This window comes from Brevundimonas vesicularis (genome assembly GCF_032067225.1).
Lineage (GTDB): Bacteria > Pseudomonadota > Alphaproteobacteria > Caulobacterales > Caulobacteraceae > Brevundimonas > Brevundimonas vesicularis_F.
The window spans coordinates 33286-57845 of record NZ_DAMBJX010000015.1; the positions used below are offsets into that span (position 1 = coordinate 33286).

The 24560-nt window shown below is 66.6% G+C and carries 23 protein-coding genes and 1 tRNA gene; 7 read left to right on the top strand and 17 right to left on the bottom strand.

Annotation, left to right across the window (positions count from 1 at the left end):
• Nucleotides 1-25 precede the first annotated feature (25 nt).
• Genes amgK through RT123_RS05640 form a run of 3 tightly spaced genes read right to left on the bottom strand, consistent with a single transcriptional unit; the run spans nucleotide 26 to nucleotide 2482 of the window.
• Nucleotides 26-1117 carry an N-acetylmuramate/N-acetylglucosamine kinase AmgK gene (gene amgK / locus RT123_RS05630; RefSeq protein WP_313008279.1) on the bottom strand — a complete coding sequence of 364 codons (1092 nt, stop codon included), beginning with the start codon at nucleotides 1115-1117 and terminating at the stop codon, nucleotides 26-28.
• Nucleotides 1110-1631 (bottom strand): tRNA (adenosine(37)-N6)-threonylcarbamoyltransferase complex ATPase subunit type 1 TsaE, encoded by a 522-nt coding sequence (gene tsaE / locus RT123_RS05635; protein WP_313008281.1) that lies wholly within the window; start codon nucleotides 1629-1631, stop codon nucleotides 1110-1112. Before tsaE ends, amgK begins: the two co-directional genes overlap by 8 nt.
• Nucleotides 1628-2482 carry a 1-acyl-sn-glycerol-3-phosphate acyltransferase gene (locus RT123_RS05640; protein WP_313008283.1) on the bottom strand — a complete coding sequence of 285 codons (855 nt, stop codon included), beginning with the start codon at nucleotides 2480-2482 and terminating at the stop codon, nucleotides 1628-1630. Before RT123_RS05640 ends, tsaE begins: the two co-directional genes overlap by 4 nt.
• Nucleotides 2483-2597: 115 nt before the next feature.
• Between RT123_RS05640 and RT123_RS05645 the strand changes: the two genes are divergently transcribed.
• Together RT123_RS05645 and RT123_RS05650 are read left to right on the top strand one after the other, a co-directional pair.
• Nucleotides 2598-4697 (top strand): S9 family peptidase, encoded by a 2100-nt coding sequence (locus tag RT123_RS05645; RefSeq protein ID WP_313008284.1) that lies wholly within the window; start codon nucleotides 2598-2600, stop codon nucleotides 4695-4697.
• 69 nt (nucleotides 4698-4766) lie between these two features.
• A complete protein-coding gene (locus tag RT123_RS05650; protein ID WP_055754496.1) occupies nucleotides 4767-6878 on the top strand; it encodes an alpha/beta hydrolase family protein in 2112 nt (703 codons plus the stop codon).
• Nucleotides 6879-6954: 76 nt separating this feature from the next.
• Here the strand turns inward: RT123_RS05650 and RT123_RS05655 are convergent, their stop codons facing one another.
• Entirely contained in the window at nucleotides 6955-7260 is a 306-nt protein-coding gene (locus RT123_RS05655; protein ID WP_313008285.1) for a hypothetical protein, read from the bottom strand.
• Nucleotides 7261-7428: 168 nt separating this feature from the next.
• Between RT123_RS05655 and RT123_RS05660 the strand changes: the two genes are divergently transcribed.
• Both RT123_RS05660 and RT123_RS05665 read left to right on the top strand, forming a co-directional pair.
• Nucleotides 7429-9474: an AsmA family protein gene (locus RT123_RS05660; RefSeq protein WP_313008286.1), complete on the top strand. Its 2046-nt coding sequence runs from the start codon at nucleotides 7429-7431 to the stop codon at nucleotides 9472-9474.
• Between the two features lie 61 nt (nucleotides 9475-9535).
• Nucleotides 9536-10387: an alpha/beta hydrolase gene (locus RT123_RS05665; protein WP_313008287.1), complete on the top strand. Its 852-nt coding sequence runs from the start codon at nucleotides 9536-9538 to the stop codon at nucleotides 10385-10387.
• 12 nt (nucleotides 10388-10399) lie between these two features.
• Here RT123_RS05665 and RT123_RS05670 read toward each other — a convergent pair.
• The 11 genes from RT123_RS05670 to RT123_RS05720 all read right to left on the bottom strand — a co-directional run bounded on the left by RT123_RS05670 (nucleotide 10400) and on the right by RT123_RS05720 (nucleotide 20056).
• Nucleotides 10400-10484 (bottom strand) — tRNA-Leu (locus RT123_RS05670).
• 54 nt (nucleotides 10485-10538) lie between these two features.
• Nucleotides 10539-11075, bottom strand: a complete 537-nt coding sequence (locus RT123_RS05675; protein ID WP_313008288.1) for a CcdC protein domain-containing protein — start codon at nucleotides 11073-11075, stop codon at nucleotides 10539-10541.
• Nucleotides 11076-11138: 63 nt separating this feature from the next.
• Nucleotides 11139-12158 (bottom strand): fumarylacetoacetate hydrolase family protein, encoded by a 1020-nt coding sequence (locus RT123_RS05680; RefSeq protein WP_313008289.1) that lies wholly within the window; start codon nucleotides 12156-12158, stop codon nucleotides 11139-11141.
• A gap of 43 nt (nucleotides 12159-12201) precedes the next feature.
• Nucleotides 12202-12468: a hypothetical protein gene (locus RT123_RS05685; protein WP_017506239.1), complete on the bottom strand. Its 267-nt coding sequence runs from the start codon at nucleotides 12466-12468 to the stop codon at nucleotides 12202-12204.
• A gap of 58 nt (nucleotides 12469-12526) precedes the next feature.
• Nucleotides 12527-13594: an isoaspartyl peptidase/L-asparaginase gene (locus tag RT123_RS05690; protein ID WP_313008290.1), complete on the bottom strand. Its 1068-nt coding sequence runs from the start codon at nucleotides 13592-13594 to the stop codon at nucleotides 12527-12529.
• A gap of 311 nt (nucleotides 13595-13905) precedes the next feature.
• On the bottom strand, nucleotides 13906-14940 hold the full coding sequence (locus RT123_RS05695; protein ID WP_313008292.1) for a hypothetical protein: 1035 nt from the start codon (nucleotides 14938-14940) through the stop codon (nucleotides 13906-13908).
• A 137-nt stretch (nucleotides 14941-15077) separates the two neighbouring features.
• Nucleotides 15078-15263: a hypothetical protein gene (locus tag RT123_RS05700; RefSeq protein ID WP_045810597.1), complete on the bottom strand. Its 186-nt coding sequence runs from the start codon at nucleotides 15261-15263 to the stop codon at nucleotides 15078-15080.
• Nucleotides 15264-16376: a 4-hydroxyphenylpyruvate dioxygenase gene (gene hppD / locus RT123_RS05705; protein WP_313008293.1), complete on the bottom strand. Its 1113-nt coding sequence runs from the start codon at nucleotides 16374-16376 to the stop codon at nucleotides 15264-15266.
• A gap of 128 nt (nucleotides 16377-16504) precedes the next feature.
• Nucleotides 16505-17620 carry a DUF5694 domain-containing protein gene (locus RT123_RS05710; RefSeq protein WP_313008295.1) on the bottom strand — a complete coding sequence of 372 codons (1116 nt, stop codon included), beginning with the start codon at nucleotides 17618-17620 and terminating at the stop codon, nucleotides 16505-16507.
• 116 nt (nucleotides 17621-17736) lie between these two features.
• Complete coding sequence (locus tag RT123_RS05715; RefSeq protein ID WP_313008296.1) at nucleotides 17737-19329, bottom strand: hypothetical protein; 1593 nt, start codon at nucleotides 19327-19329, stop codon at nucleotides 17737-17739.
• Between the two features lie 82 nt (nucleotides 19330-19411).
• Complete coding sequence (locus tag RT123_RS05720) at nucleotides 19412-20056, bottom strand: exopolysaccharide biosynthesis protein (RefSeq protein ID WP_055807823.1); 645 nt, start codon at nucleotides 20054-20056, stop codon at nucleotides 19412-19414.
• Between the two features lie 87 nt (nucleotides 20057-20143).
• Between RT123_RS05720 and RT123_RS05725 the strand changes: the two genes are divergently transcribed.
• From RT123_RS05725 to RT123_RS05735, 3 genes are read left to right on the top strand one after another with little or no spacing between them, the layout of a single operon-like run.
• Nucleotides 20144-20719, top strand: a complete 576-nt coding sequence (locus tag RT123_RS05725; RefSeq protein WP_174087181.1) for a YqaA family protein — start codon at nucleotides 20144-20146, stop codon at nucleotides 20717-20719.
• Between the two features lie 39 nt (nucleotides 20720-20758).
• Entirely contained in the window at nucleotides 20759-21304 is a 546-nt protein-coding gene (locus RT123_RS05730) for a disulfide bond formation protein B (protein ID WP_039246047.1), read from the top strand.
• A gap of 4 nt (nucleotides 21305-21308) precedes the next feature.
• Nucleotides 21309-21872, top strand: coding sequence for a demethoxyubiquinone hydroxylase family protein (locus RT123_RS05735; protein ID WP_313008298.1), 564 nt, complete (start codon nucleotides 21309-21311; stop codon nucleotides 21870-21872).
• Between the two features lie 159 nt (nucleotides 21873-22031).
• Here the strand turns inward: RT123_RS05735 and RT123_RS05740 are convergent, their stop codons facing one another.
• Both RT123_RS05740 and RT123_RS05745 read right to left on the bottom strand, forming a co-directional pair.
• Complete coding sequence (locus RT123_RS05740; protein WP_313008299.1) at nucleotides 22032-23234, bottom strand: acetyl-CoA C-acyltransferase; 1203 nt, start codon at nucleotides 23232-23234, stop codon at nucleotides 22032-22034.
• A gap of 142 nt (nucleotides 23235-23376) precedes the next feature.
• Entirely contained in the window at nucleotides 23377-24285 is a 909-nt protein-coding gene (locus RT123_RS05745; protein WP_313008301.1) for an SDR family NAD(P)-dependent oxidoreductase, read from the bottom strand.
• Between the last annotated feature and the right edge of the window lie 275 nt (nucleotides 24286-24560).

Sequence of the window (24560 nt, forward strand, 5' to 3'; positions counted from 1 at the left end):
GTCTTGGGGGCCGTCTTGGGGGCGGTCATGCGCGCACCTCGACAGGAACGTGACAGTCGAACCAGCGGGCGACGGGCGCCAGAGCCGGCTGGTCCAGATTGGCGTTCAGATGCCGCCACATGCGCGGCAGAAACTGGCGGTATCGCGGTTTTCCATCGCGCGCGATCAGCCGGGCGAAGATGCCGATGATCCGCGCCTCGTTCAGGGCGGCGAGGCCGGCGTAGTCGGCCATGAAGGCGACGCGGTCGACGCCGGGGCGCAGGGCGAAATAGCGGTCCAGCGCCTCGGCCTCCAGCGCCGGCGACACGTCTCGGCGGGCGTCCTGCAACAGGGAGTGCAGGTCCCAGGACGGGTGGGCGCGCACCGCGTCCTGAAAATCGATCATGCCGACGCGGGCGGCGCCGTCGCGCTGGGGCAGCCAGATCAAGTTCTCGGCGTGATAGTCGCGGTGGGCCATGACCGAGGCCCCGGCCGCGCCCGAGGCGACGATGGGCGCCCAGGCCGCGCGCCAGTCGGCGATGGCGGCGGCGTCGAAGCGGACCCGATCGTCGAGCTTCGGCAACCATTCGACGAACAGATCGGCCCCGCCCTGCAAGGCCGTCTCGTCATAGGTCAGCAGCGGCCAGTCGCCGCCGGGGCCGTGCAGGGTTTCGGGCGGAGCGCCCGCCTCGTGCAGAACGGCCAGGGCCTCGATGGCGGCCAGATACAGCGGCGTTTCGTCTGCGCCGTCTTCGATGACGCGGGCGAACAGGGCGTCGCCGAAATCCTCAAGCACAGCCAGGCCGTTGGCGGCGTCCAGCGACGGGATTTCGGGGGCGGACAGGCCCAGAGACTTCAGATGGGCCGCGACGGCGGCGAAGGCCTCGATCCTGCCGGCGGACAGGCGGGCGACGGCGTTCCAGCCGGCGGCGTGACGCTGCTCGGACGTCCAGCGCGGATCGCACGGCTGGCTTTCGGCGGCGGGCGCCTGATCCATCAGCATCAAGGTCGCACCGGACGTCGGCGTCAGCCGCTCATACCGCCGCGTCGAGGCGTCGCCCGGCAGGGGGGCGCGCACGGCGTCGGCCAGGCCGGCGGCCTTCAGGAAGTCGAGACGGAGGGTTTCGCGGTCAGACATGCAGATCCTTCAGCCCCGTTTCCCATCGGCCTACGCCGGAAACGGTCGCAAGCCTTCTTTGCAGAGCCCTATCGACGGGCTCGCGGAGCCCGTCTGCTTGAAGGCGTTCCGAGGCCGCGTCGAGCGTGATCTCGGACAGATGAATGATGAGCTGGTCCGGCCCCAGGAACCGGCCGGGGTCGTCGCCCAGACGCTCGGGCCATTCGATGATGGCGCACCCCTCGTCCAGAGCCTCGTCCAGGCCGATCTCGAACGCCTCTTCCGGTCGCGTCAGGCGATAGAGGTCGAAATGGGCGACGGGCGGGTCGCTTTCGTAGAACTGGACCAGGGTGAAGGTCGGGCTGGGCACGTCCTCGTCGGGCGTGGTCAGGGCGCGGATCAGGCCGCGCGCCAGGGTCGACTTGCCCATGCCCAGCGGCCCGTAGAGCAGCAGACTGTCGCCCGCCGCCAGCAGGGGGGCGATGGCCTGGCCCAAGGCGGTGGTGGCCTCGGCGTCGGGCAGGGCGATCTTCATGGAAACACCGCATCAGGATCGGCGGCCAGGGTCCGCTCGGTGAAGGTCTTCAGCGCCTCGGTGGCCTTGGCGGCGTCCACGTCCAGTCGGTCTGCGGGAATGGGCAGGCCGACATCGACGCCGAACGGCTTGCCTTCCTTGTTCAGCAACTCGTGGAACAGGGTCACGTCGCGCAGCTCCTGTGAGACCTTGTCGAACAGGTGAAACAGCCGGCTGTAGGGGCCGGTGACATGCATGGGCACGGTGGGCGCATCGTATTTGCGCGCCATGGAGGCGGCGGTCGGGGCCCATTCGGGATCGGTCAGGACGCCGTTCTTCTCGCGCGCCAGACGACCGGCGGGGAACATGACGACGCAGCGTTCGGCCTCGAACGCCTCCTTGGCGGCGTTCAGTGTGGCGCGGGTCTTTTCGCGAGTGCGTTTGTCGTGGACCCATTCGACGGGGATGATGGTCTCGTCCAGCCGGGGCGAGACGCGGATGGCGTCGGCGTTGGCGAAGAAAATCATGTCGCTGCGCCGCTGCTTGATCGCGTCGAACACGGCGACCCCGTCGGCGATGCCGGTGGGGTGGTTGCACACGACGACGCAGCGGCCGCTCGCCGGCAGACGGTCCAGGTTCGTCGTCGTCACCTTCAGCCTCAGCAGGTCCGAGACGTAATCGAAGGTCTCGGTCCCCGACAGGTCGCGGATGGCGTCGGCCATTCGCACCGCCGCCCCATAGCCCAGCACGCCGTAGAGCGCTGGCCGCACGACCGGCCACAGCGGCGAGGCGGTCAGGCGTGGCGCGCGTTCGGCGATCAGCACATCGACGATGTGGGGCTGACGGCGGGCGGGAAGGGTGGCGGCGGTCATGAAAGATCGCTTGTCGCCGGTTCGGTCGGAGGGGGCAAGATGCGCGGCGACCTGTGCGCTTGGCGATCAGACGGACGGCCCCTATCAAGGTCTGAAAACCTGTGGGGATTGAGACATGACGCGTTCACGCTGGATGGCGGCCGCCGCCTTCGGAACCCTGATGCTGGCCGCCGCGCCTGCGTTCGCTCAGCAGGCGGGGCCCGCCGCCGCAGAGACGCCGGCGACTCAAGCCCAAGCTCAGCCGCGCAGCCTGTCGCTGAAGGACCTGGCGATGATGGAGCGGGTCAGCGAGCCGCGCGTCTCGCCGGACGGTCGCCAGATCGTCTACGCCGTGCGCACCACCGACTGGGACGGCAACAAGGGCGTCAACGGCCTGTGGCTGGCGGACGTTGACGGCGGCGAGCCGCGCAGGCTGGCGATCTCGGAAGGCGGCGCCGCGGGCGCGCGCTGGGCGCCGGACGGCGGGGCCATCTATTTCCTGTCGTCCCGCGGCGGATCCAACCAGGTCTGGCGCACGGATGCGGCCGGGATGGCGGCGGCCCAGGTGACGACCTTGCCGTTCGATGTCTCGGGCTTCCGCATCGCGCCGGACGGCAGGTCGCTGGTGCTGGCGGTGTCGGTGTTCGTCGATTGCGCTGACCTGGCCTGCACCAAGACGCGGCTGGATGCGCGGGGCAAATCGACGATCCAGTCCTATGACCGTCTGCCGCTGCGCGACTTCGATCATTGGGTCGATACGCGCCGCACCCATCTGTTCGTCCAGCCGCTGAACGGGTCTGGTCTGGCCATTTCTGGGGCGAGCGGCGAGCCGCGCGACCTGATGGCGGGCCTGGACGCCGATGTCTCGGCGGGCGATTCAAGCTTCGATATTTCGCCGGACGGCCGGACGCTGGTTTACGGCACGCAGACGCAAGGGGCGGGCGAACCCTTCACCAGCAACAGCGACGTGTTTCTTGTCGCGCTGGCCGGCGGGACGCCGGTCAATCTGACGCAAGGCAACAAGGGATCGGACGGCAATCCCGTCTTCTCGCCCAACGGTCGCCAACTGGCCTGGCTGTCGGCGCCGCGCGAAAATGTCGGCGGGGATCAGGCTGCGGTCTGGCTGGCTGACGCCGACGGCTCCGGCGCGAGGAAGCTGACCGACTGGGATCGCGGCGCGGGCGGCCTGCAATGGCGCACTGACGGCCGGTCGCTGCTGGTCTCGGCGGCGGACGAGGGGCAGAACCGGCTGTTTACGGTCGACGCCCGCACCGGCCGGATCACACCGCTGACCGGAAACGGCACGGTCGGCGCCTATGAGGAGAAGGCCGAGGTCCTGGCCTATGCCCACGAAAGCTTCGTCGCCCCGACCCAGATCTTTGTGCAGACACGCGGCGAACCCCGCCAGATCAGCCGCCAGAACGCTGAGGTGCTGGCGCAGCTGGACCTGCCGAAAGGCGAGGCCTTCACCTTCGCCGGTTGGAATAACGAGCCGGTGCAGGGTTGGGTGTTCAAACCGGCGGGCGCGGTCGAGGGTCGGCGCTATCCGGCGGTCTATCTGATCCACGGCGGGCCGAAATCGCCCTGGACCGAAAACTGGTCCTACCGCTGGAATCCGCAGGTTTATACGGCCGCGGGCTATGCGGTGGTGATGATCAACTTCCACGGCTCGCCCGGTTACGGCCAGGCCTTCACCGACGCGATCAACGATCACTGGGGCGACCGGCCGCTGGAGGATCTGGAGAAGGGCTGGGCGGCGGCGCTGTCGAGCAATCCGTGGATCGACGGCGACCGGGCCTGCGCGCTGGGCGCCTCCTACGGCGGCTATATGGTCAATATGATCGCCGGAAAGTGGAACGGGCCGTGGCGCTGCCTGGTGAACCACGCCGGGGTGTTCGACGTGCCGCAGCTGATGAACGCCATGGATATCGGCAACTTCATCTGGGAGTTCGGAGGACCAAGCTGGGAGCGCAAGGCCGTCTATGACGCCTTCAATCCTGAGACTTACGCTGGCGATTGGAAGACGCCGATGCTGGTGCTGCATGGCTCCAAGGACTTCCGCGTGCCGATGGAGCAGGGGCTGGCGACCTTCTCGGCGCTTCAGCGTCAGGGCGTGCCTAGCCGCTTCGTCCATGTGCCGGACGAGAACCACTGGGTGCTGAAACCTCGCACCTGGGTCGACTGGCAGCAGGAAATCCTGGATTGGGTGGGCCGCTATACGGCGCCGGCGGGCTGAGCGACCCATTGACGCGCCTTGGCAGGGTGCTACGCCTCGCGGCCAGAAAGCTTCGCGAGGAAGATCTTGATGCGTCACCGTTCCCTTCTGTCCGCCGCCTGCGCGGCTGTTGCGCTGATGAGCGCCGCGCCTGCCCTGGCCCAGGTGCCGCCCGCGCCGGTTCCGGCCGCGCCCGCGACGCCTGACGCCTTCACCTATCAGGACATGATCTCGGCCAACCGGCTGGGCGATCCGCAGGTGTCGCCGGACGGCCGCTATGTCGTCTATTCGGTCACGACCACCGATGTTCAGGCCAACAGCCGCGCCGGCAGCCTGTGGATCCTGGACCTGAACGCGCCGGACACGGCCCCGCGCCGCCTGGCCATCTCGGATCAGGGCGCCAACACCGCGCGCTGGGGCGGGGACGGCAATCTGTATTTCCTGTCGGGCAAGTCGGGCGCGAGCCAGGTCTGGCGCGTGGCCTCGCCGACGTCGGCGCCGGTTCAGGTGACGAACCTGCCCACCGACGTGAACGCCTATCGGATCAGCCCTTCGGGCGACAAGGTGGCGGTGTCGCTAGCCGTCTATCCGAATGCGGCCGACCTGAACACCTCGGTCCAACAGGGCAAGGCCATTGCCGAGCAGAAGACGACGGGCCAGGTCTATGACCGCATGTTCGTGCGTCACTGGGACACCTGGAACGACCACACCCAGAACCACCTGTTCGTCCAGTCGATCGGTCGCGACGGCAAGGCCACGGGGACGCCGACCTGGATCACCAAGGGCTTTGACGGCGACACGCCCTCCAAGCCGTTCGGCGACGAGAGCGAGTTCGTCTTCACGCCGACGGGCGACGCCGTGGTCTTTTCGGCGCGTCTGGCGGGCCAGACCGAGCCGTGGAGCACCAATTTCGACCTGTGGAAGACCAACGGCCTGTCGGGCGACGGCACCTTCACCAACCTGACCGACGACAACGACGCCTGGGACACCGGCCCGGTCTTCTCGCCGGACGGGCGGACCTTGGCCTATCGCGCCATGGCGCGGCCGGGTTTTGAGGCCGACCGCTACCAGATCGTGCTGATGGACGTCGAAACGGGCCAGAAGCGCGAGATCGCCTCGAACTGGGATCGCTCGGCCGACACGCTGCAGTGGTCGCGCGACGGCCAGACGCTGTACACGACGGCAGGCGACGTCGGCTCGACCAAACTGTTTTCAGTGGATACGCGCAACGGCGTGGTGACGCCGATCACGGGCGCGGGCCACGTCTCGGCGTTCCAACAGACGCCCTCGGGCTTCGTCTTCGCCCAGGACAGCCTGCGCGAGCCGGGCGACCTGTATTTCAAGACCTATCTGGGTCGCGAAATGCCGCGTCGTCTGACGCAGTCCAACCCCGCCTTCGCCGCCAAACAGTTCGGCGAGTATGAGCAATTCAGCTTCGCCGGCTGGAACAACGAGACGGTCCACGGCTATGTCATCAAGCCGGCTGGCTATGTCGAGGGCCGCAAATATCCGGTCGCCTTCCTGATCCACGGCGGGCCGCAGGGCTCGTTCGGGGACGGCTGGTCCTATCGCTGGAACCCCGAGACCTATGCGGGCGCGGGCTATGCGGTAGTGATGATCGATTTCCACGGCTCGACCGGCTACGGCCAGGCCTTCACCGATGCGATCAGCCAGCACTGGGGCGACCGCCCGCTGGAAGACCTGCAGAAGGGCTGGGCGGCGGCTCAACAGAAGTACAGCTTCCTGGACGGCGACAACGCCTGTGCGCTGGGCGCCTCCTATGGCGGCTATATGATCAACTGGATCGCCGGCAACTGGTCGAACGAATTCAAGTGCCTGGTCAACCACGACGGCGTCTTCGACACCTTCGGCATGGGCTATTCGACCGAGGAGCTGTGGTTCACCGAGTGGGAATACGGCGGCACGCCGTGGGACAAGCCGGAGGGCTATCAGAAGTTCAACCCGGCCAACCATGTCGATAACTGGAAGACGCCGATGCTGGTGGTTCAGGGCGACCGCGACTTCCGCATCCCGACCGCCCAAGGCCTGTCGACCTTCACCGCCCTGCAACGGCGCGGCATCGACAGCCGCCTGATCGTCTTCCCCAACGAGAACCACTGGGTGCTAAAGCCGGCCAACAGCCTGCAATGGCACAATGAAGTGTTCGGCTGGCTGAACAAGTATCTGACGCCGACGCAGTAACAGGCGTCCGTCCGGAAGACAAAAAAGGCGCGCGGTCCGACGACCGCGCCCCTTCTTCATGCGCGTTTGGTCGGGGTCAGAGCGCGGTGCGCTGGATCGGCGCGCCGGCCAGGCGGTCATACTGATGCGCCGTCATGCAGCGCGGCGCGACCCAGCGCTGGCCCGACTGATAGGCGGAGACGGCCTGTTGAGCCGTGACGAAGCTCGGCGTCGCGCCATGGTCGCGTTGATAGGCCGTGCGTGAGGCCACATCGGTTCCGCACACCCAGACAGTTTGCAGCACGGCCGCGCGCTCGGCGGGGCGCGGACTTTGGGCCAGCGCCGGCGTCGTTGCGACCGCCAAAGCTGTAGCGATCAGGGCCGGGGTCAGGAAACGGGTCATCGGCAGTCCTCCACGGCCTGAATTAAGATCAGGACTCTGACGAATTTATGCGCCGATCCTGGAGTTTGTAAAGGTTATGCGACAACTTCGCGTCAGATCGACGACAAGCTGACCCGGCGGCGCCAAACCGTAGCTGGTGCGTTTCCTGTGGCTGACGGAGACGAGCGATTGTCGAACCCACGGAATTGGCGCACTTTTCGGGCCGACCTGAACCAGCGGGCGTGGGCTCCGGCCGGGGCGCGTTTGCGCGCCTGGCGCGACTGGGTGCGCGACAACGATCCCGTCTATGCGGCGGCTCGACGACCGGGGGCGGCGGAACAATGGGCGGCGGGCGTGGTGCTGGTCGTCGTGGCGGCCATCGTTCTTTTCCTGGCCCTGTTCGATTGGAACATGCTGCGCGGGCCCATCGGCCGCTGGGCCTCGGTCAAATACGATCGCGAAATCGCCCTGACCGGCGACCTGGACGTCAATCTGTTCAGCTGGACGCCGTCCGCCGTGGTGCGGGGGCTGAAGATCGGCGGCCCCGACTGGGCGCGCGATCGCGACACGGCCGACGTCGATGAGGTCCAGGCCTCGGTGCGGCTTCGAAAGCTGCTGGCCGGTCAGGTGGAGATGCCGCTGCTGAGCTTCACCCGGCCCCGGGTCGTGCTGATCTCCACCAAGGACGGCCGCAAGAGCTGGCAGTTGAATCCCAACAAACCTGACAATGGCGAAGGGCTGAACCTGCCGGTCATCCAGCAACTGGTCATCAAGGACGGGCAGCTGACCTTCGAGGAACAGCGGCGCGGACTGACGCTGGAGGCGGCGGTCAATGCGCGTGAGGCGTCCAGCGGCCAGGCCGGTTTCGTGCTGGACGGGCGCGGCGATGTGCGCGGCGCGCCCATGACCGTCAGGATCGAGGGCGGCCCCTTCATCAACATACGGCGCGACCGTCCCTATCGGTTCGAGGCCGATGTGACCGGGGCGGACTCGTCCCTGGTCGCCAAGGGGGCGATCACCCGACCGTTCGATCTGGGGCGGTTCGACGCGACCATGACGATCCAAGGACGCAATATGTCGGACCTCTATCTGCTGACCGGCGTCGCCCTGCCCAATACGCCGCCCTACCGGCTGTCGGGCGCGCTGAACCGCGATCGGCGGATTTGGACCTTTAAGGATTTCGACGGACGTGTCGGCGCGTCCGATCTGTCGGGCGAGGTCAAGGTCCAGTCGGGCCAGCGTCTGCGCGTCGACGCCGACCTGACCTCGCGTCGTCTGAACATCGACGACCTGGCCGCTGTCCTGGGCGCGCGGACCCGGACCAATGCGGCGGGCACCGACACCGAGGCGCCGGTCTTGGTCGGCGGCAAGCTGCTGCCGGACGCCAAGCTGCAGACCGAGCGGCTGCAGACCATGGACGGTACCCTGTCCTATCGGGCCGGATCGGTGAAGGCGAACGCCTTCGACGTGCGTCAGGTGAACCTGGGCGCCGACCTGAAGGACGGCATCCTGAAGCTGGATCCGATCAGCTTCGACTTCAATCGCGGCGCACTGAACGGCACGGCACGGATCGATGCGACCAAGGACACCCCCTACAGCACGGTCGATCTGCGTTTGGCCGGCTATCCGCTGGAGTCCATCATCCCGGCCCGCAACGGCTCGGCGCCCGTCACCGGCAGGGCGCTGGGCCGGGCGAAGCTGGAGGGACCGGGCGCCTCCATCCATGATTTCGCCGCCGCGTCGAAAGGCTCGCTCAGCCTGGTCGTGCCGAACGGCAAGATGCGGGCGGCCTTCGCCGAACTGCTGGGCATCAACGCCAGCGCCGGGCTGCTGAAGCTGCTGAGCGGAGACCAGTCCGAAAGCCAGATCCGCTGCGCCGTCGCCGACTTCAATGTCAGCGGCGGCACGGCGACGGCCCGCACCTTCGTCATCGACACCGATGTGGTGCTGGCCCAGGGCAAGGGCAGCATCAACCTGGGCGCCGAGACGATGAACCTGCGGATCGAGGGCGAATCCAAGAAGCCGCGGCTGTTGCGACTTTGGGCGCCGATCACCGTCTCGGGCCCCCTGACCGCGCCCAAGGTCGGGGTCGATGTCGGTTCGGTCGTGTCGCAGGGCGGTCTGGCGGGCCTGTTGGGCGCGGTCGTGGCACCGGTGACGGCCCTGTTTGCCTTCGTCGATCCTGGGCTGGCCGAAGACGCCGACTGCGGCCGGCTGATCGCCAATGCCCGCTGATCGTTGATGACGACGACCGATCCGGCGATCCGAGCGTATTGTGGGTGATGGAGCCTTTTGCATGACCCGCCGTGGACTGTTCGCGCCTGCCCTTGGGCTTCTCGCCGCCGCCTGCTCGCCGCTCAGCCTGCTGAACACCTTGGGACCGAGGGACGGCGGCGTGCGACGCGTCGCGCGCGACATTCCCTATGGCGACGATCCGCGCCAGCAGATGGATCTCTATGCGCCGACCGCGCCTGGCCCCTATCCGACGCTGGTCTTCTTCTATGGCGGCGGCTGGGATTCGGGCTCACGCAGCCAGTATGGCTGGGCGGCGCAAGCCCTGGCTGCGCGCGGCTTCGTGGTCGCCCTGCCGGACTACCGGATCGTGCCTCAGGTCGTCTTCCCAGCCTTCATCGAGGACGCCGCCGCCGCCACGGCCAAGGCGGCCGAGGTGGTCGGTCAATACGGCGGCGATCCCGCGCGGCTTGGCGTGCTGGGCCATTCGGCGGGCGCGCATCTGGCGATGATGATCGCCTTGGACCGACGCTATATGGCCGCCGTCGGCCGGCCCGATCTGATCAAGGCGGCCGCAGGTCTCGCGGGCCCTTACGACTTCCTGCCGTTCGACGTGGCGGCGTCGCAGAACGCCTTCGGCCGTGCGCCGGACCCGACCCTGACCCAGCCCGTGACCTTCGTGCGTCGTGACGCCCCGCCGATCTGGCTGGGCCACGGCACGGCCGACACGGTGGTCCACGACGAGGACACGGTCATTCTGGATGAGCGGATGCGCGCGGCGGGCGGTCGGTCGCAAGCCAAGCTTTATCCCGGCCTGGACCACGCCGACCTGATCGCGACCTTCTCGCCCCTGTTCCGCAAGAAGGCGACGGTGCTGGCTGACGTGACGGCGTTCTTCCACCGGCAGCTGGGCTGACCCGACGAACAGTGGTGCGGGCGGCCGGGGTCGAACCGGCACTCCTTTCGGAACTGGATTTTGAGTCCAGCGCGTCTACCAATTCCACCACGCCCGCAGCGGAAGGACCGCCTCATGCCACAGAGGCGAAGGCCGCGTCCAGCCCGAAGCGTTAGGCCGCGACCTCCACATGGCTGTCCGTGCCGCCGGACTGGATGCGGCGGGCGCGGATGTACATTTCGACGCGCTGCATCACGATCAGTCCCATGGCGAAGACCAGGAAGGCGTCGGTGACGGCCAGGGCGTTCAGATGCCAGGCGGCGGCATGGCTTTCGATCAGGTCGCGCAGCAACGACCGGCCGGCGAACAGCACGACCAGCAGGATCAGCCCCAGAGGCGAGGCCTGGGCCATCAGGGAGCCGTCCGGCTCCTTTTCGATGGTGACGGTCTTGCCGCGATACCAACCGGCGACGCCGCCCAGGATCCCGCCGATGGCCAGAACCGCCCAGGCGTCGGGGCCGAACGGCGCAGGGGCCATGTTCGGGTTCTGCGCCGACCCCCAGATGCCCAGGCCGATCAACGGCAGGACGATGGCCGGCATAACCCACAGCAGGTGCGGCTTCAGCACACGCTTCCTGCGGTTCTTCAGCAGCACGACCACCAGCATGATCGGGATCATGAGCAGTGGGATCAGTTTTTCAGGCGGCACGTCGTCTCTCCCCAAAGACCGGATGCGGCCTCCCCCGAGACCGCTGTCAGCACACTAGCGGCGTCAATCCGCGCTGGATAGCGGCGCGACCGTCTGTTCGATGGCGCCGAAGATCGAATGATGACGCGCGTCCAGCATCTCGATCCGCACCGTGTCGCCGTGTTTCAGGAAGGGCGTCTCGGCCGCGCCGCGCAGGATCGTCTCGACCGTGCGGACCTCGGCGATGCACGAGTAGCCCAGGCCGCCTTCCGAGACCGGCTTGCCGGGGCCGCCGTCGGCGTCCTTGTTCGACACCGTGCCCGAACCAATGATGGTCCCGGCGCCCAGCGACCGGGTCTTGGCCAGGTGGGCGATCAGGGTTCCGAAGTCGAAGGTCATGTCGACGCCGGCGTCGGCCTTGCCGAAGTCTTGGCCATTCAGCTGAACGTTCAGGGCGCCGTGCAGCTTACCGTCCCTCCATCGGTCGCCCAGCGTCTCGGGCGTGACCAGAACGGGCGACAGGGCGCTGGCGGGCTTGGACTGGACGAAGCCGAATCCCTTGGCCAGTTCGGCGGGGATCAGGTTGCGCAGGCTCACGTCGTTGACCAGGCCGACCAGGCGAATGGCGTCGAGCGCCTGTTCGCGCGTCGCGCCCTGCGGCACGTCGCCGACGACGACCACGATCTCGGCCTCCAGGTCGCAGCCCCAGGCCTCGTCGGCCAGCGGAATCGGATCGCGCGGCGACAGGAAGCTGTCCGAGCCGCCCTGATACATCAGCGGGTCGGTCCAGAAGCTCTCGGGCATTTCGGCGCCGCGCGCCTTACGCACCAGTTCGACGTGGTTCACATAGGCCGAGCCGTCCGCCCACTGATAGGCGCGGGGCAGGGGGGAGGCGGCGTCGCGCTCATGGAAACGGCCGCGCGGCACGGCCTCATGCTCCAGGCTTTCGGCCAAGGCCTCGAGGCGAGGACCGCAGCGGTCCCAGTCATCCAGCGCCGCCTGCAGCGTCGGGGCGATCAGGAAGGCGTCGGTGAACCAGTTCAGGTCCTGGGAGACGACAACGAGGCGGCCGTCGCGGCCGTGCTTGAGCGAGGCGAGTTTCATGACCAAGGCCTAGACCGGATTTGCGATGTTGGGAACGGCGGAATCAGTCGGCGGCCGTCAGCAGGGCGCGGGCTTCGGCGCCGGTGCGGGCGGCGCGGTCGCGGACCTCGACCTCGACGATGACGCCGCCCTCGGGCTCGACGGCCCACAGGTAGCGGCGCTCGACCTCGACCGTGCGGCCGGATGGGGCGAAACCCTCATAGCTGTCGCCCCAGGGGGTGATCTTCCTGACCTCGACGAAGGGCATGGCGCAGGCGGCGTCCAGCTCCTCGTTGGCCATCACGGTCAGTTCGTCATCGGATGCAGGCATGGGTCTCGGTCTGGGAAAAAAAGAGAGTCTAATTCGTCTAATTGGTCTGAACGGGCGCTCAGGGTTCGTCGGCGTAGATGGCGACGCGGGCGGGGTCGGTCGAGGAGACCGCGCCGCGATACATGCCCGAGGTGGACATGGCGAAGGCGGGGCGGCCATCCAGTCGCATGACGATGACGCCGCCCTTGCCGCCCAGCCTTTCGGCGTCAGCGATCTCCGCCTGACCGGCGGCCTGCGTCGCCGCCCCTGCTGCAATCCGCGCGCAGATGTCGCGGGCGACGGTGGCGCGGATGAAATATTCGCCGTCGCCGGTGGCGGACACCGCGCAGCCGTCGGCGTTGGAGGCATAGGTGCCGGCGCCGATGATCGGCACGTCGCCGACCCGGCCCCAGCGTTTGGCGGTCATGCCGCCGGTCGAGGTGGCGGCGGCGAGACGGCCCTGGCTGTCCAGCGCCACGGCGCCGACCGTACCGAACTTCTTCTCGTTCAGGGGCGGGGCGATTTCGGCTTGAGCGCCTGGGGCCGTGGGGGAGGCGGGCGCGCCGGCGGGGCGTTCGGGGACGGGCTGTCCGGCCTCGGTCAGGGCCTTGACCAGCCCCTGCCAGCGGCGCTCGGTGAAGAAGAAGGCCGGATCGACCTGCTCCAGCCCGACCGAGGCGGCGAAGGCGTCGGCGCCGGGGCCGATCAGCATGACGTGGGGCGATCGCTCCATCACTGCGCGAGCGGCGGCGACGGGGTGACGCGTGGTGGTCAGGCCGGCGACGGAACCGGCGGTCAGGTCCGATCCGTCCATGACGGCGGTGTCCAACTCGTTACGGCCGGCGGCGGTGAAGACCGCCCCGCGCCCGGAGTTGAACAGGGGATCATCCTCCATGACCTGAACGGCGGCCTGGACCGCATCCAGCGCGGTGCCGCCGCTGGTCAGCACGGCCGAACCGGCGTCCAGCGCGCCTTTCAGCGCCGCGCGATAGGCTGCGTCCTGCTCGGGCGTCAGGCTGGCCCGCTCGATCACGCCGGCCCCGCCGTGGATCGCCAGCGACCATTGCGGCGCGGCGTCCTCGGCGTACGCCGAGGAAAAACACAGTGCAAAGAGTGCAATTAGTCCCGAACAGGCGATACGCATCATGAACCTCCTCCGGGCCAAAAAACGAGTGCAATCGGTGCACTTTCCCCAATGACGCCGGTCGGTCGCAGTGTAACGCCGCCGTTGGGCGTGTCAGGTCGATTGGTCTAATAAGCTCGGAAGGTCTAAATGTTAGATAGTTGATGGCTAGCAAGACGCGTCTACGGCCTGAGATGTAGCCGCGATTCAGGAGAAGGCCGACATCAGAATGATCACAGCAAAAAAACCGCTGAGTTCGAAGTCGTTGTCCTAACCTTGTTTTCGCCACCCAAACCATTCTGTAGTCAAACGGACACGGGGATCATTAAGCGCGTCTAGTCAGTGACGGCAATAAGCATAGGCGTGTAGCCGCTCAGAGACATGCCCCAATTGATGTCTGTTGGAACAACTAAAATGTTTTCAAATTGCACAGTTTGAATGCCAGCGAGCGACTCGACATCGGGCATCTCCAGGATTTTCACCTCGCCGCCATCCGAAACAAACAACTTATCTTGTGTGACAGCAACCCAGCCGCGCGGGGTCGCCGCGAGACCAAATAGGGGCCATGTGCTGTGTGAGAATGCTTCGATCGATCCAGGAAGAGCATCCAGTTCTCGGCTGAAGACTAAGGTTGCTTCATCGCCGCAGACACGCATGACGCGGCCGTGTGACAGCATGTGGGATAGACCAATCGAGGCCAGTAGACATCCGGCATGATCAACGTCTGGCGCCAAACCTGTGACCGGATCACATTCAGACGCAAGTGGACCGTGACAGGGATCATCATCGACCTTGCGGATTTCAACCAACCTTGAGGAGCCTGGAGCAATCCGCCAAAGTCCGCCGCCCCATTCGCCTTGATTGAAACCAATATATATCGACCCGTCAGGCGTAGAGGCCAAAGTCATGACGCCGAAGTGGCGCCCGAAGCCTTCGAACGGCTGGCGGCGCCACTCACCGCCATCGCTGCGGTAGAGGGCGTCTTTCGTAATGACGATCCAGTCTAAGCCTTCACGCAGAAAACCGAGAGCGTCGGCCTGGAGCGGCGGTGTTAAGGATCGGCCTGTTTCTGGTTCTTGGACAGAAAAACGTCTTGGAGTTCCGCCATCTGACTGAAGAACAAGGGTTCGCCCAGCGTCGCGCAGCAAATCCGCAGCGCCTTCTTCGACAATAATGCGCCGGTTGGCGTCGGCCCGATCGAAAACGACCACCGCTCCGGCTTCGTTTCTAAGCCAGAGCTGATCCGCCGTGGCGACACCCTCGACAAGCCGAGCGCCGAGCACGGGATCGTTCGGAGCCGATGAGCCAATTTGAGCTATTGCTGGGCTGGCGCTGAAACAGATCGCAAGCAGAACGGCAAAGGTGCGCATTGTGCGACCTTAGCGCGAGAATAGAGCGGCGTCCTGACCCAATTTCAGCCTCGTTCGCTTCGTGTCAGTCAAGCGACATCATGTGCAGATTCAACTTCCTAAAAATCGGGCATCTAGCAAAAGCCAATCGGCCGCCCTCACCCCCTATGGTGCAGCCGCTTCCACACCTGATAGCCGACGATGGGCGCGAAGCCGCAGAGGAGGGCGGCGATCAGGACCATCCAGAAGCCGCCGCCCAGCCAGTATTCGCCGGCCAAAGCACCGGCGCCGGCCGCGAGGACCGGGCCGAGCCAGGGCAGCCAGGTCGGCGGCCGCATCGTCATTCAGGCGTCGACCTTGATGACGCCGCGACGGATCTGGTCCAGCTCGATGGAGTCGAACAGGGCCTGGAAGTTGCCGTTGCCGAAGCCTTCGTTGCCCTTGCGCTGGATGATCTCGAAGAAGATCGGGCCGAAGGTGTCCTGGGTGAAGATCTGCAGCAGCAGGCCTTCCTCGTCCGAACCGTCGATCAGGATGCGGTTCTTGCGCATCCGCTCCACGTCCTCGCCATGGTTGGGCAGGCGTTTGTCGATCAGTTCGAAATAGGTCTCGATGGTGTCCTGGAAGGCGACGCCGCGTTCCTTCATCGCCTCGACCGTCTCGAAGATGTTCTCGGTCGTCAGGGCGATGTGCTGGATGCCTTCGCCGTTGTAGCGACGGATGAACTCCTCGATCTGGGAGTTTTCGTCCTGGCTTTCGTTCAGCGGGATGCGGATGGCGCGGTCGGGCGCGATCATGGCCTGGGAGAACAGGCCCGTCGCCTTGCCCTTGATGTCGAAATACTTCTGCTCTTCGAAGTTGAAGATCGAGTTGTAGAAGCCCGACCAGGTGCGCATCTGGCCGCGACGAACGTTGTGGGTCAGGTGGTCCAGGATCTCCAGGCCCATCGAGTTCTTGCGCTCGGCCTCTTCCCAGCCCTCGATCTCGTCCCACGCGTCATAGAGCGAGCCGGAGTCGCCGTACTGATCGATGACATACAGCAGCGATCCGCCGATGCCTTGCAGGATGTAGGGATAGTTGTCGCCCAAAGCCCCGCCGGCGGCGTCCGTCGCGGCGACGGCGCCGCGAGCCAGCGCGCCCTCATAGGCGGCCTTGGCGTCGGTGGTGCGGAAAGCCATGCCGTTGGCGGACGGGCCGTGATCCTTGGCGAAGTCGGCGGCCTGACCCTTGGGCGAGCGTTGCACCAGGAAGCTGATATCGCCCTGCTTCAGGCGCACCACGTCGGTCTTGGGGTTCACGTGCGTCTGGGTGAAGCCCATCAGCTCCAGGCGCGAAATCATCGCCTCGGGCTCGGGGCCGGTGAATTCGACGAACTCGAAACCGTCGACGCCGAGGGGGTTTTCGAGGTCGATCTGTTCCGCCGTGGCCTGATCTTGGGCCTGGGTCATGTCGTTCATGGCGCGTCTCCCGCGTGATCTTGAGGGCGGTCCGGCCGCCGATTGGCGCGGAACCTAGTCACAGAAGACGACGGAGCCAAGACGAAGCCACGGGGTCGTGATGAGGGGCGGCCCCCAGCGCGTTCCGCTCAGCGCAGAACGGGCTCGGGATCGACCAGCCGGACGTCGTGCATCTGGTCCAGATAGGCCTCGTAGTAGCCCTTGTGCGAGGCGCCGACGATGGTCAGCATCCGCGTGCCTGGATAGAGGCCCAGGACATCGCGCATATTGGCGACCATGCGCAGGTTGCGGGTCTCCCAGAAGCCGAGGTAGCGGCGGCCGAAGGCCTGCGGCGACGGCTCGACCAGATTTGCGCCGAAATCGGACTGATAGGCCATGGCCGGGACGGTCGGCGCATTGTAGGCGCGGTACATCTGAAGAAGGCCGTCCGGCTGATTCAGGGCGGCGCTCAGACGTTCGTCTTCCGCCCGACGGGCCGTGCTGGCGGGATTGTCCCAGGCGGCCATGATGGCGTCCTGGGATGCCTTCTTCTCCCCGGGGTCGGCAGGGTCGGGCGAATCGGCGGAGTGGTCGTCGACGCTCCACAGCCGCTCCAGTCCCAGGCGCGCGGCCAGGGGGGCGGAGATCAGGAAGGTCTCGTTGGCCTGTTCCTCGATCTGGTTCAGCACGCCGACCAAGGCGTCGTTCAGGCCGTCCCCGGCGATGCGGTCCTGGGCGGGCAGGCGAAGCCACTGGACCAAGGCCGATCCGCGCTCGCCGGCCGCCAGGAAGACCGCCGCCAGATGACGCCGCTGGGCGGCCGTTGGGTTGGCGGGCCATGCGGCCAGCAGTCGCTCGGCCTCGGCGTTGGCGGCGGGTACGTCAAGGCCGCTCGCCAGGGCGGCGGGGGCGGGATCCCAGCAATAGGTCTCGACCGTCTCGGCATAGCGCGACGGATAGCGACGCAGACTGTCGCATTGCAGGCCGGACAGGTCCTCCGTCGCGATGGCGGTCGGCTTCCACGCCGCCAACCGATCCAGCAGCGGCGACAGACTTTCGACCTTGAAGCCGTCGCCCATGTTCGACAGGTGCGGCGTGCCCAGCACCAAAACCTCGTTCAGCGCGCCGGCGGGCGGTCCCTTCAGCTGATCGGGATGGAAAGACTGGCGGTAGTCCTGCGCGGCTGCTGGCAGGGCCGCGACCAGCAGGGCGCCAAAGCCAACCGCAGCGGTCAGGGTATGGAAGACACGAAGAGGCAGGGCCATGACACTTAATGAAAAAAAGGTCGGGAATGATCGACCGCCGGTCGACCATTGCACCTTTCACTGGATACCGGCTTGGCGCCCGTTAAATCTTGGACATCTAGGGCGGCGCTTGCCCGTCAGGTGCGTCGCGCCCTGAGGTCCGGCATCGCATCCACGGCCCAAAGATCGGGGGCCCGAAGCGGGGCCTTGCAGAGGGCCTCGACCGTCTTGCCGTCCGCCAGTGTGTAACGGATAGGCAGGTTTTCGGCGCAACGGGCCTGGACGGCCTGGAAGACGCCCTGACCGTTCGACATCGGGTCCAGATCTTCGATCGCGATGACGACGTGATCGCCGGACAGGGCGCCGCATCGGTCGCCGGAGTCCAGCTTGATCCGGCCGTTGTCTATGGAAAAGCCGCCCTCGCCGCCGCAGTTCTGATCCACCATGTGGAACAGAGCGGCCTGGCGAAGGTCACGCGGACTGGGCGAATTGACCAAGGTGACGCCCAGCGCGGCAAGGCGTGCCTGAACGCCGGCCCAGCGGTCCGAGCCCGAATCGTCCAGCAGGACGGCGACGGCGGTGTCTTGCGTCAGGCGGCTGCGGAAGTCCGCCACGCCATAGCCGTCTCCCGCGCGACCGGACAGGAGCATGGCCTTCCAGATGTCGAAAATGTCCGCGCGGCCGTCGGAGGCGCGGCGGCTCTCCAGGTCCGCGATCCACTGCACGACGACGCCGCAGTTGTAGATGGCGTTTCCGGTGCGCAGGCGCTGTTCGGCGTTAGGGCGGTCGCCAAGGGCGGCGCGACAACCGTTCAGCCTTCGCGCCAACGAGGTCTTCAACTGGGCCTCGTCGATCGTTCCCGTGGACAGGGCGGCGATCAATGCGCCGTATTCGGCGCCGCCCTCATGCAGCCAAGGCGCTCTGACGCCGTCCTTGGTCGTCACCGCATGGCTGTTCCACATGTGCAACGTCTCGTGCCAGACGAAGGTGGACAGCTGTTCGGTCACATCGGGCGGGGGCGCGGACCAGTCCGAGCCATGAAAGCGCAGGGAGATGACGCCATTGTCGGTCACATCGCCCCGATATGTCGTCGGGCCTGGGCTGTCGGTGGTGACGATCAGGGTCGGCATATAGGGCAGGTCGCGGTCGAGACGAGCGCCATAGAATCCTTGGGCCGCCAGAAAGCCGTCGATCATCGCGGTGCGCAGCGATGCGGGAACGGTTTCCCCGACGACGACGACGCCGCCGTCATCCTGCGTCACGGCCGACGTCGGCCCGACATAGACGTAGCTCTTGATCGCGTTGGATTGAGGCGTGACGGTTTCACCTTGGGGCACCTTGACGGTCAGTTCGGCGTCCATGTCCTTCAACGCCAGCGCGGGTCCGTAAAGGCTCTGGCCCGACCCCACCCGCACCAGGCCGATATAGACGCGGTCCACCTCGGCCGCGTCAGGCGCGATCAGAATTTCGAAGGCGTCGAACGGCTGGTCGGACTTCACGACGCCGTCCGAAAGGGACAGGCCGGGGGTCTTTACCGTCCAGAGCGTGCGGACGATGTTCTGATCCAGGAAGGCGACCTCGGTGGTCGGCCGGGCCAGCTTCCAGATCACCAGAACGCCGCCCGGCGCGGTGCGCGCCTCGATCGTGGCGGCCTGTTGAGCCGAGGCGGGGGCGGCGGCCGCGAAAGCGAGGCCGAGTGCGGCGACGAGGCCGATCAGATTCGAGGTCAAGTCTTCGGGCTCCCACCACCAAGCGTGAGCATACTGACTAAAACAACTGAGACGATTTGACGACCGATACCTTACGGTTGTGTCAGCCCGGCAGCCAGCGCGTGGCCCATTCGGCGCCCATCAGAAGGCCGGTCCCGAGCGCGCCCAGGATGGTCAGCCAGACGGTGGTGACGGCGCAGCCGGCGAGGACGAACAGGCCGTCGCGCTGGATCAGGCCGACCGACAGCAAGGCCAGGGCGATGGACGGGATGGTGTTGGTCAGGGGCATAACGATTGTCACGGTCGCCAGGATCATGAAGACGGCGGCCAGCTTTTCGCCCGGCCCATCGGCGAAGCGGCGCAGGCGGGGGCGCGACAGCCGGTCGATCCAGCCCAGTTTGGTCTCGGCGAAATCGGCCATGGCCTTCAGCCAAGATCCTTTGCACCGCAGGTGCAGAAACCAGCGCGGCAGCCACGGCTCCTCACGCCCGACCAGCATCTGGCCGGCCAGCAGGATGACGATCAGCCCGACCACCTGCGGCACGCCGTAAAGGCCCGGCACCAGACAAGGGATGGAGAGCAGCAGGATCAACAGGCCGTAGGCGCGCTCGTCCAGCCGGTCGCGGATCTCATGCAGGGTCAGGCCTGCGTCGCCGCCGTCGTCGGCCAGCCGCCGCAGCAGTCGGGTGACGTTATGGCTGACGTCGTCCTGCTGGACCGTGGACGGGGAAGAGGCGGGGGTCGTCATTCAGGCGCTCTAGCAGGTGGACGTGACGGCCGAGGATGACGCAACGCCGCAGGGGTGCTAACGCGCCGTGCCGCCTTAAGGATCGCCATGCTGCGCAAACTCTATGACCGCGTCTTCGACCTGGCGCGCAGCCGCCATGCGACTAAGGCCCTGGCGGTCGTCTCCTTCGCCGAGAGTTCGTTCTTTCCAATCCCGCCCGACGTCATGCTGGCGCCCATGATCCTGGCGCGGCCGCAGAAGGCGTATTTCTACGCCGCCGTCTGCACCGTGGCGTCGGTGCTGGGCGGGATTCTCGGTTATGCGATCGGCTATTTCCTGACCGATCTGGGTCTGGCGATCATGCGGGTGCTGGGCCATTCGGACGGGCTGGAGCAGTTCCGCGCCTGGTTCGATCAGTGGGGCCTGTGGGTCATACTGATCAAGGGGCTGACACCCATCCCCTACAAGCTGGTGACCATCGCTTCGGGTCTGGCGGCGTTCAGCTTTCCGGTCTTCATGGCCGCGTCGGTCGTGACGCGGGGCGGGCGGTTCTTCCTGGAAGCGTGGATCCTGAAGCGCTGGGGGCCGGCCATGCTGGCGCAGGTGGAAAAGCGGCTGGCGATGTGGAGCGTGATCGGCCTGGTCGCGCTGGTCGCGTTGATCGTCGTCCTGAAGCTTCTGTAAGTCGACGCCGCGTTCGGGGCGGGGTAAGACCGTTTCAAGATGATCGATGTCTATCGCCTTCTGACCCGTTGGTGGACCGCCTTCGCCCTGGCGGCGTCGCTGGCCATGCTGGGCGCGGCCCATGCGTTCGAACGGTTCGGAGGCCTTGCGCCCTGCAACCTGTGTCTGAAGCAGCGCGAGGTCTATTGGGGCGCGGTGGTCGTCGCGGTGCTGGCCACGGGCTGGACCCTGTTCAGCGGCGGACGCCGGGGCACGCCGCGCATCGCGGCCTTCCTGCTGGCGGCTGTGTTCGCCACAGGCGCCATCACGGCCATTTTCCACATGGGCGGCGAATACAAATGGTGGGCGCTGCCTGCGACCTGTTCGTCCGTCGGCGGTTCGGTCGATATGGACAGCCTGACGGCGCTCGCCATGGGCACGGGGCCGGTGACCAAGGTGATCGGCTGCGGCGATGTGGCCTGGAGCTGGCTGGGTCTGTCGATGGCAGGATGGAACGCGATCATCGCCTCGGCGCTTGCGGTGTTCAGCCTGTTGGCGGCGAAACGTCCCAAGGACGCCCGCGCGCCCCGGATCGAAAAGGCCTGATGCGATGAGCCATTCCATTCCTCTCCCTCGTCCTGGCCAAGGCGCCGACAAGGCGCGGATGGACGAGATCCTGCGCGTTGATCACGCCGGGGAATATGCGGCCGTCCTGATCTATCGCGCCCAGAAGGCGGTGTTCGAAGGGCGCAAGGGGCGTGACGGCATCGCCCATGACCTGTCGGAGATGCAGGACCAGGAGGCGGTCCACTTGGCGCGCTTCGAGCGGCTGCTGAACGAGCGGCGGGTGCGGCCCACGGTCATGACGCCCCTGTGGCGCATCGCCGCCTCGGCCCTGGGCGCCGGCACGGCCCTGATGGGTGAAAAGGCGGCGCACGCCTGCACCGAGGCGGTCGAGCGCGTGATCGAGAAACACTATGCCGACCAGATCGCCGAGATCGGCGACCGCGACCCGGCCCTGGCCGCCGAGCTGAAACAGTTCCGCGACGAGGAACTGGCCCACCACGACCACGCCATCGAACACGGCAGCCGCGAAGCGCCGGCCTACCGTCTGCTGTCCGGCGTGATCAAGGTGGGCTGCAAGGCGGCGATCAAGATCAGCGAGCGGGTCTGACGCGTCTCCTCCCCACCTGTGGGGAGGGGGACCGCGAAGTGGAGGAGGGGCTCCTGAAGTCCCACTGTCTCCTGTAGGCGTCGCAGAACCCCTCCGTCGCGGCGCTAAAGGAGCGCCGCGCCACCTCCCCATCGCTGCGCGACAGGGAGGAGACGACAGTCAGTAAATCTCGAACAGCCCGGCCGCGCCCATGCCGCCGCCGATGCACATGGTGACGACGCCGTATTTGGCGCCGCGGCGCTTGCCTTCAATCAGGACATGGCCGGTCATGCGGGCGCCGGACATGCCGTAGGGGTGGCCGATGGAGATGGCGCCGCCCGAGACGTTCAGGCGGTCGTCGGGAATGCCCAGCGTGTCTTGGCAATACAGAACCTGAGCCGCGAAGGCCTCGTTCAGTTCCCAGATGCCGATGTCGTCCATCGTCAGGCCGTGGCGCTTCAGCAGTTTGGGCACGGCATAGACCGGGCCGATGCCCATTTCGTCCGGCTCGCAGCCGGCGACGGCCATGCCGCGATAGGCGCCGAGCGGTTGCAGATTACGCTTCACCGCCTCGCCTGCCTCCATGACGACGCAGGCCGAGGCGCCATCCGACAGTTGCGAGGCGTTGCCGGCGGTGATGAACTCGCCCGTCTGGATATCCTCTCCGCCGCCGAAGACCGGCTTCAGCGCCTTCAGCCCTTCCAGCGTCGTGTCGGGACGGTTGCCCTCGTCCTTGGACAGGGTGACCTCTTTCAATGAGGTCTGGCCGGTGGCCTTGTCCATGACCAGCATGGTGGTGGTCATGGGCACGATCTCGGCGTCGAAGCGGCCGGCGTCCTGGGCGGCGGCCGTGCGCTGCTGTGATTTCAGCGCATATTCGTCCTGGCGGTCGCGGCTGATGCCGTAGCGGCGCGACACCACCTCGGCCGTCTCCAGCATCGACATATAGATGTGGGGCGACAGCTTCAGCAGCGCCTCATCCTTCATCCGGTACAGGTTCATATTCTGGTTCTGCACCAGGGAGATGCTTTCCAGCCCGCCGCCGACCGCCATCTTCTGCTGATCGAAGACGACCTGTTTCGCCGCCGTGGCGATGCCCATCAGGCCCGACGCGCACTGACGATCCAGGCTCATGCCCGGAACGGAAGAGGGCAGGCCGGCGGCGAGCGCGATCTGGCGCGCGACGTTGGTGCCGGTCGAACCCTGCTGCAGGGCCGCGCCCATGATGACATCCTCGATCTCGGCCGGATCGACGCCGGCGCGCTGGACCGCGTGCTTGACCGCATGGGCGCCGAGTTGCTGCGCCTGGGTGTCGTTGAAGGCGCCGCGATAGGCGCGCCCGATGGGCGTACGGGCAGTGGAGACGATGACGGCTTCGCGCATGAGCTTTCCTCCTGGGCTATCGCCCTTTGGGCTACTTGAGCCCATTCTTGTTTGGCCTACCGCGCTTCGCGCTGCTTGAGGCCGGTTTCCTCTGAAGCGAAGTTAGGCGCCTCACGCCGCGTCAACGCAAGGCGCCTTGTTGTCAACCGCCGTGGGCCTTCTGGGCCTTGGTCAGTTCGATCATGCCTTGGGCGGCGCCCATGTCCGGCACGATCTCGCCGGCGCGGTCCGAAATGGCGTCGAAGCGGGCGGCGACCTGTTCGGGCGCATCGTCGCCGGTGACGAAGTCGCCTTGCGTCAGGGTGACATAGACGCGCTCGAACCCGCCGGCGCCGGCGGCAAGGATGGTGCGGCTCGGCGCATCCTGGCTGACCAGGTAAAGCAGGCCGGGCGTGACCAGAGCCGGGGCCAGCGCCTCCAGCGGCAGGGCGGCGCCCAGATCCTCGGTCATGCGGGTGTGGGCGGTGGGCGCCAGGCAGTTGACGCGGATGTCGTTCTTGGCCCCCTCGATCGACAAGGTCTGCATCAGACCGACCAGCGCCATCTTGGCCGCGCCATAGTTCGACTGGCCGAAGTTGCCGTACAGACCCGAGGACGAAGTCGTCATCACGATCCGGCCGTAGTTCTGCCCGCGCATGATCTCCCACACCGCCTTGGTGCAGTTGACCGCCCCCATCAGGTGGACGTCGACGACGAAGCGGAAGTCCTCGATCTCCATCTTGGCGAAGGTCTTGTCGCGTAGCACGCCGGCGTTGTTCACCAGGATGTCGATCCGGCCCCATTTCGCCATGGCCTGATCGACCATGGCCTGGACTGCGGCATAGTCCGTCACCGAGGCCACATTGGCGATGGCCTCGCCGCCGGCCGCCTCGATTTCCGCCACGACCGCTTCCGCCGCCGTCGCCGACCCGCCTGAACCGTCGCGCGCCCCGCCCAGGTCGTTGACCACCACCTTGGCCCCCCGCGCCGCCAGAGCCAGAGCGTGTTCGCGCCCCAGCCCGCCCCCGGCGCCCGTCACTATCGCCACCTGTCCATCAAACCGCATCGCCATAATCGTCTCCTTTTGCAGGCGCCCAATGTGTTGAAACGGCGCCACAGTCGACACAATCCTAATCCCGGAGCGGAACCGCGCGCCAGCCACGCCGTTCGGCTCGGGAACGCTGTGCCAGTGCGCAGCTTCGCGCAATTCACACAGTGAGGAAGCTATGAAGCTTAAACTTCTCGCCTCTGTCGCCGCAGCCGGGCTGTTCGCAGCTGGCGCCGCATCGGCAGAACCCAATGGCTGGTACGGCGCCATCGACGCCGGCTACCACATGATCGACGATA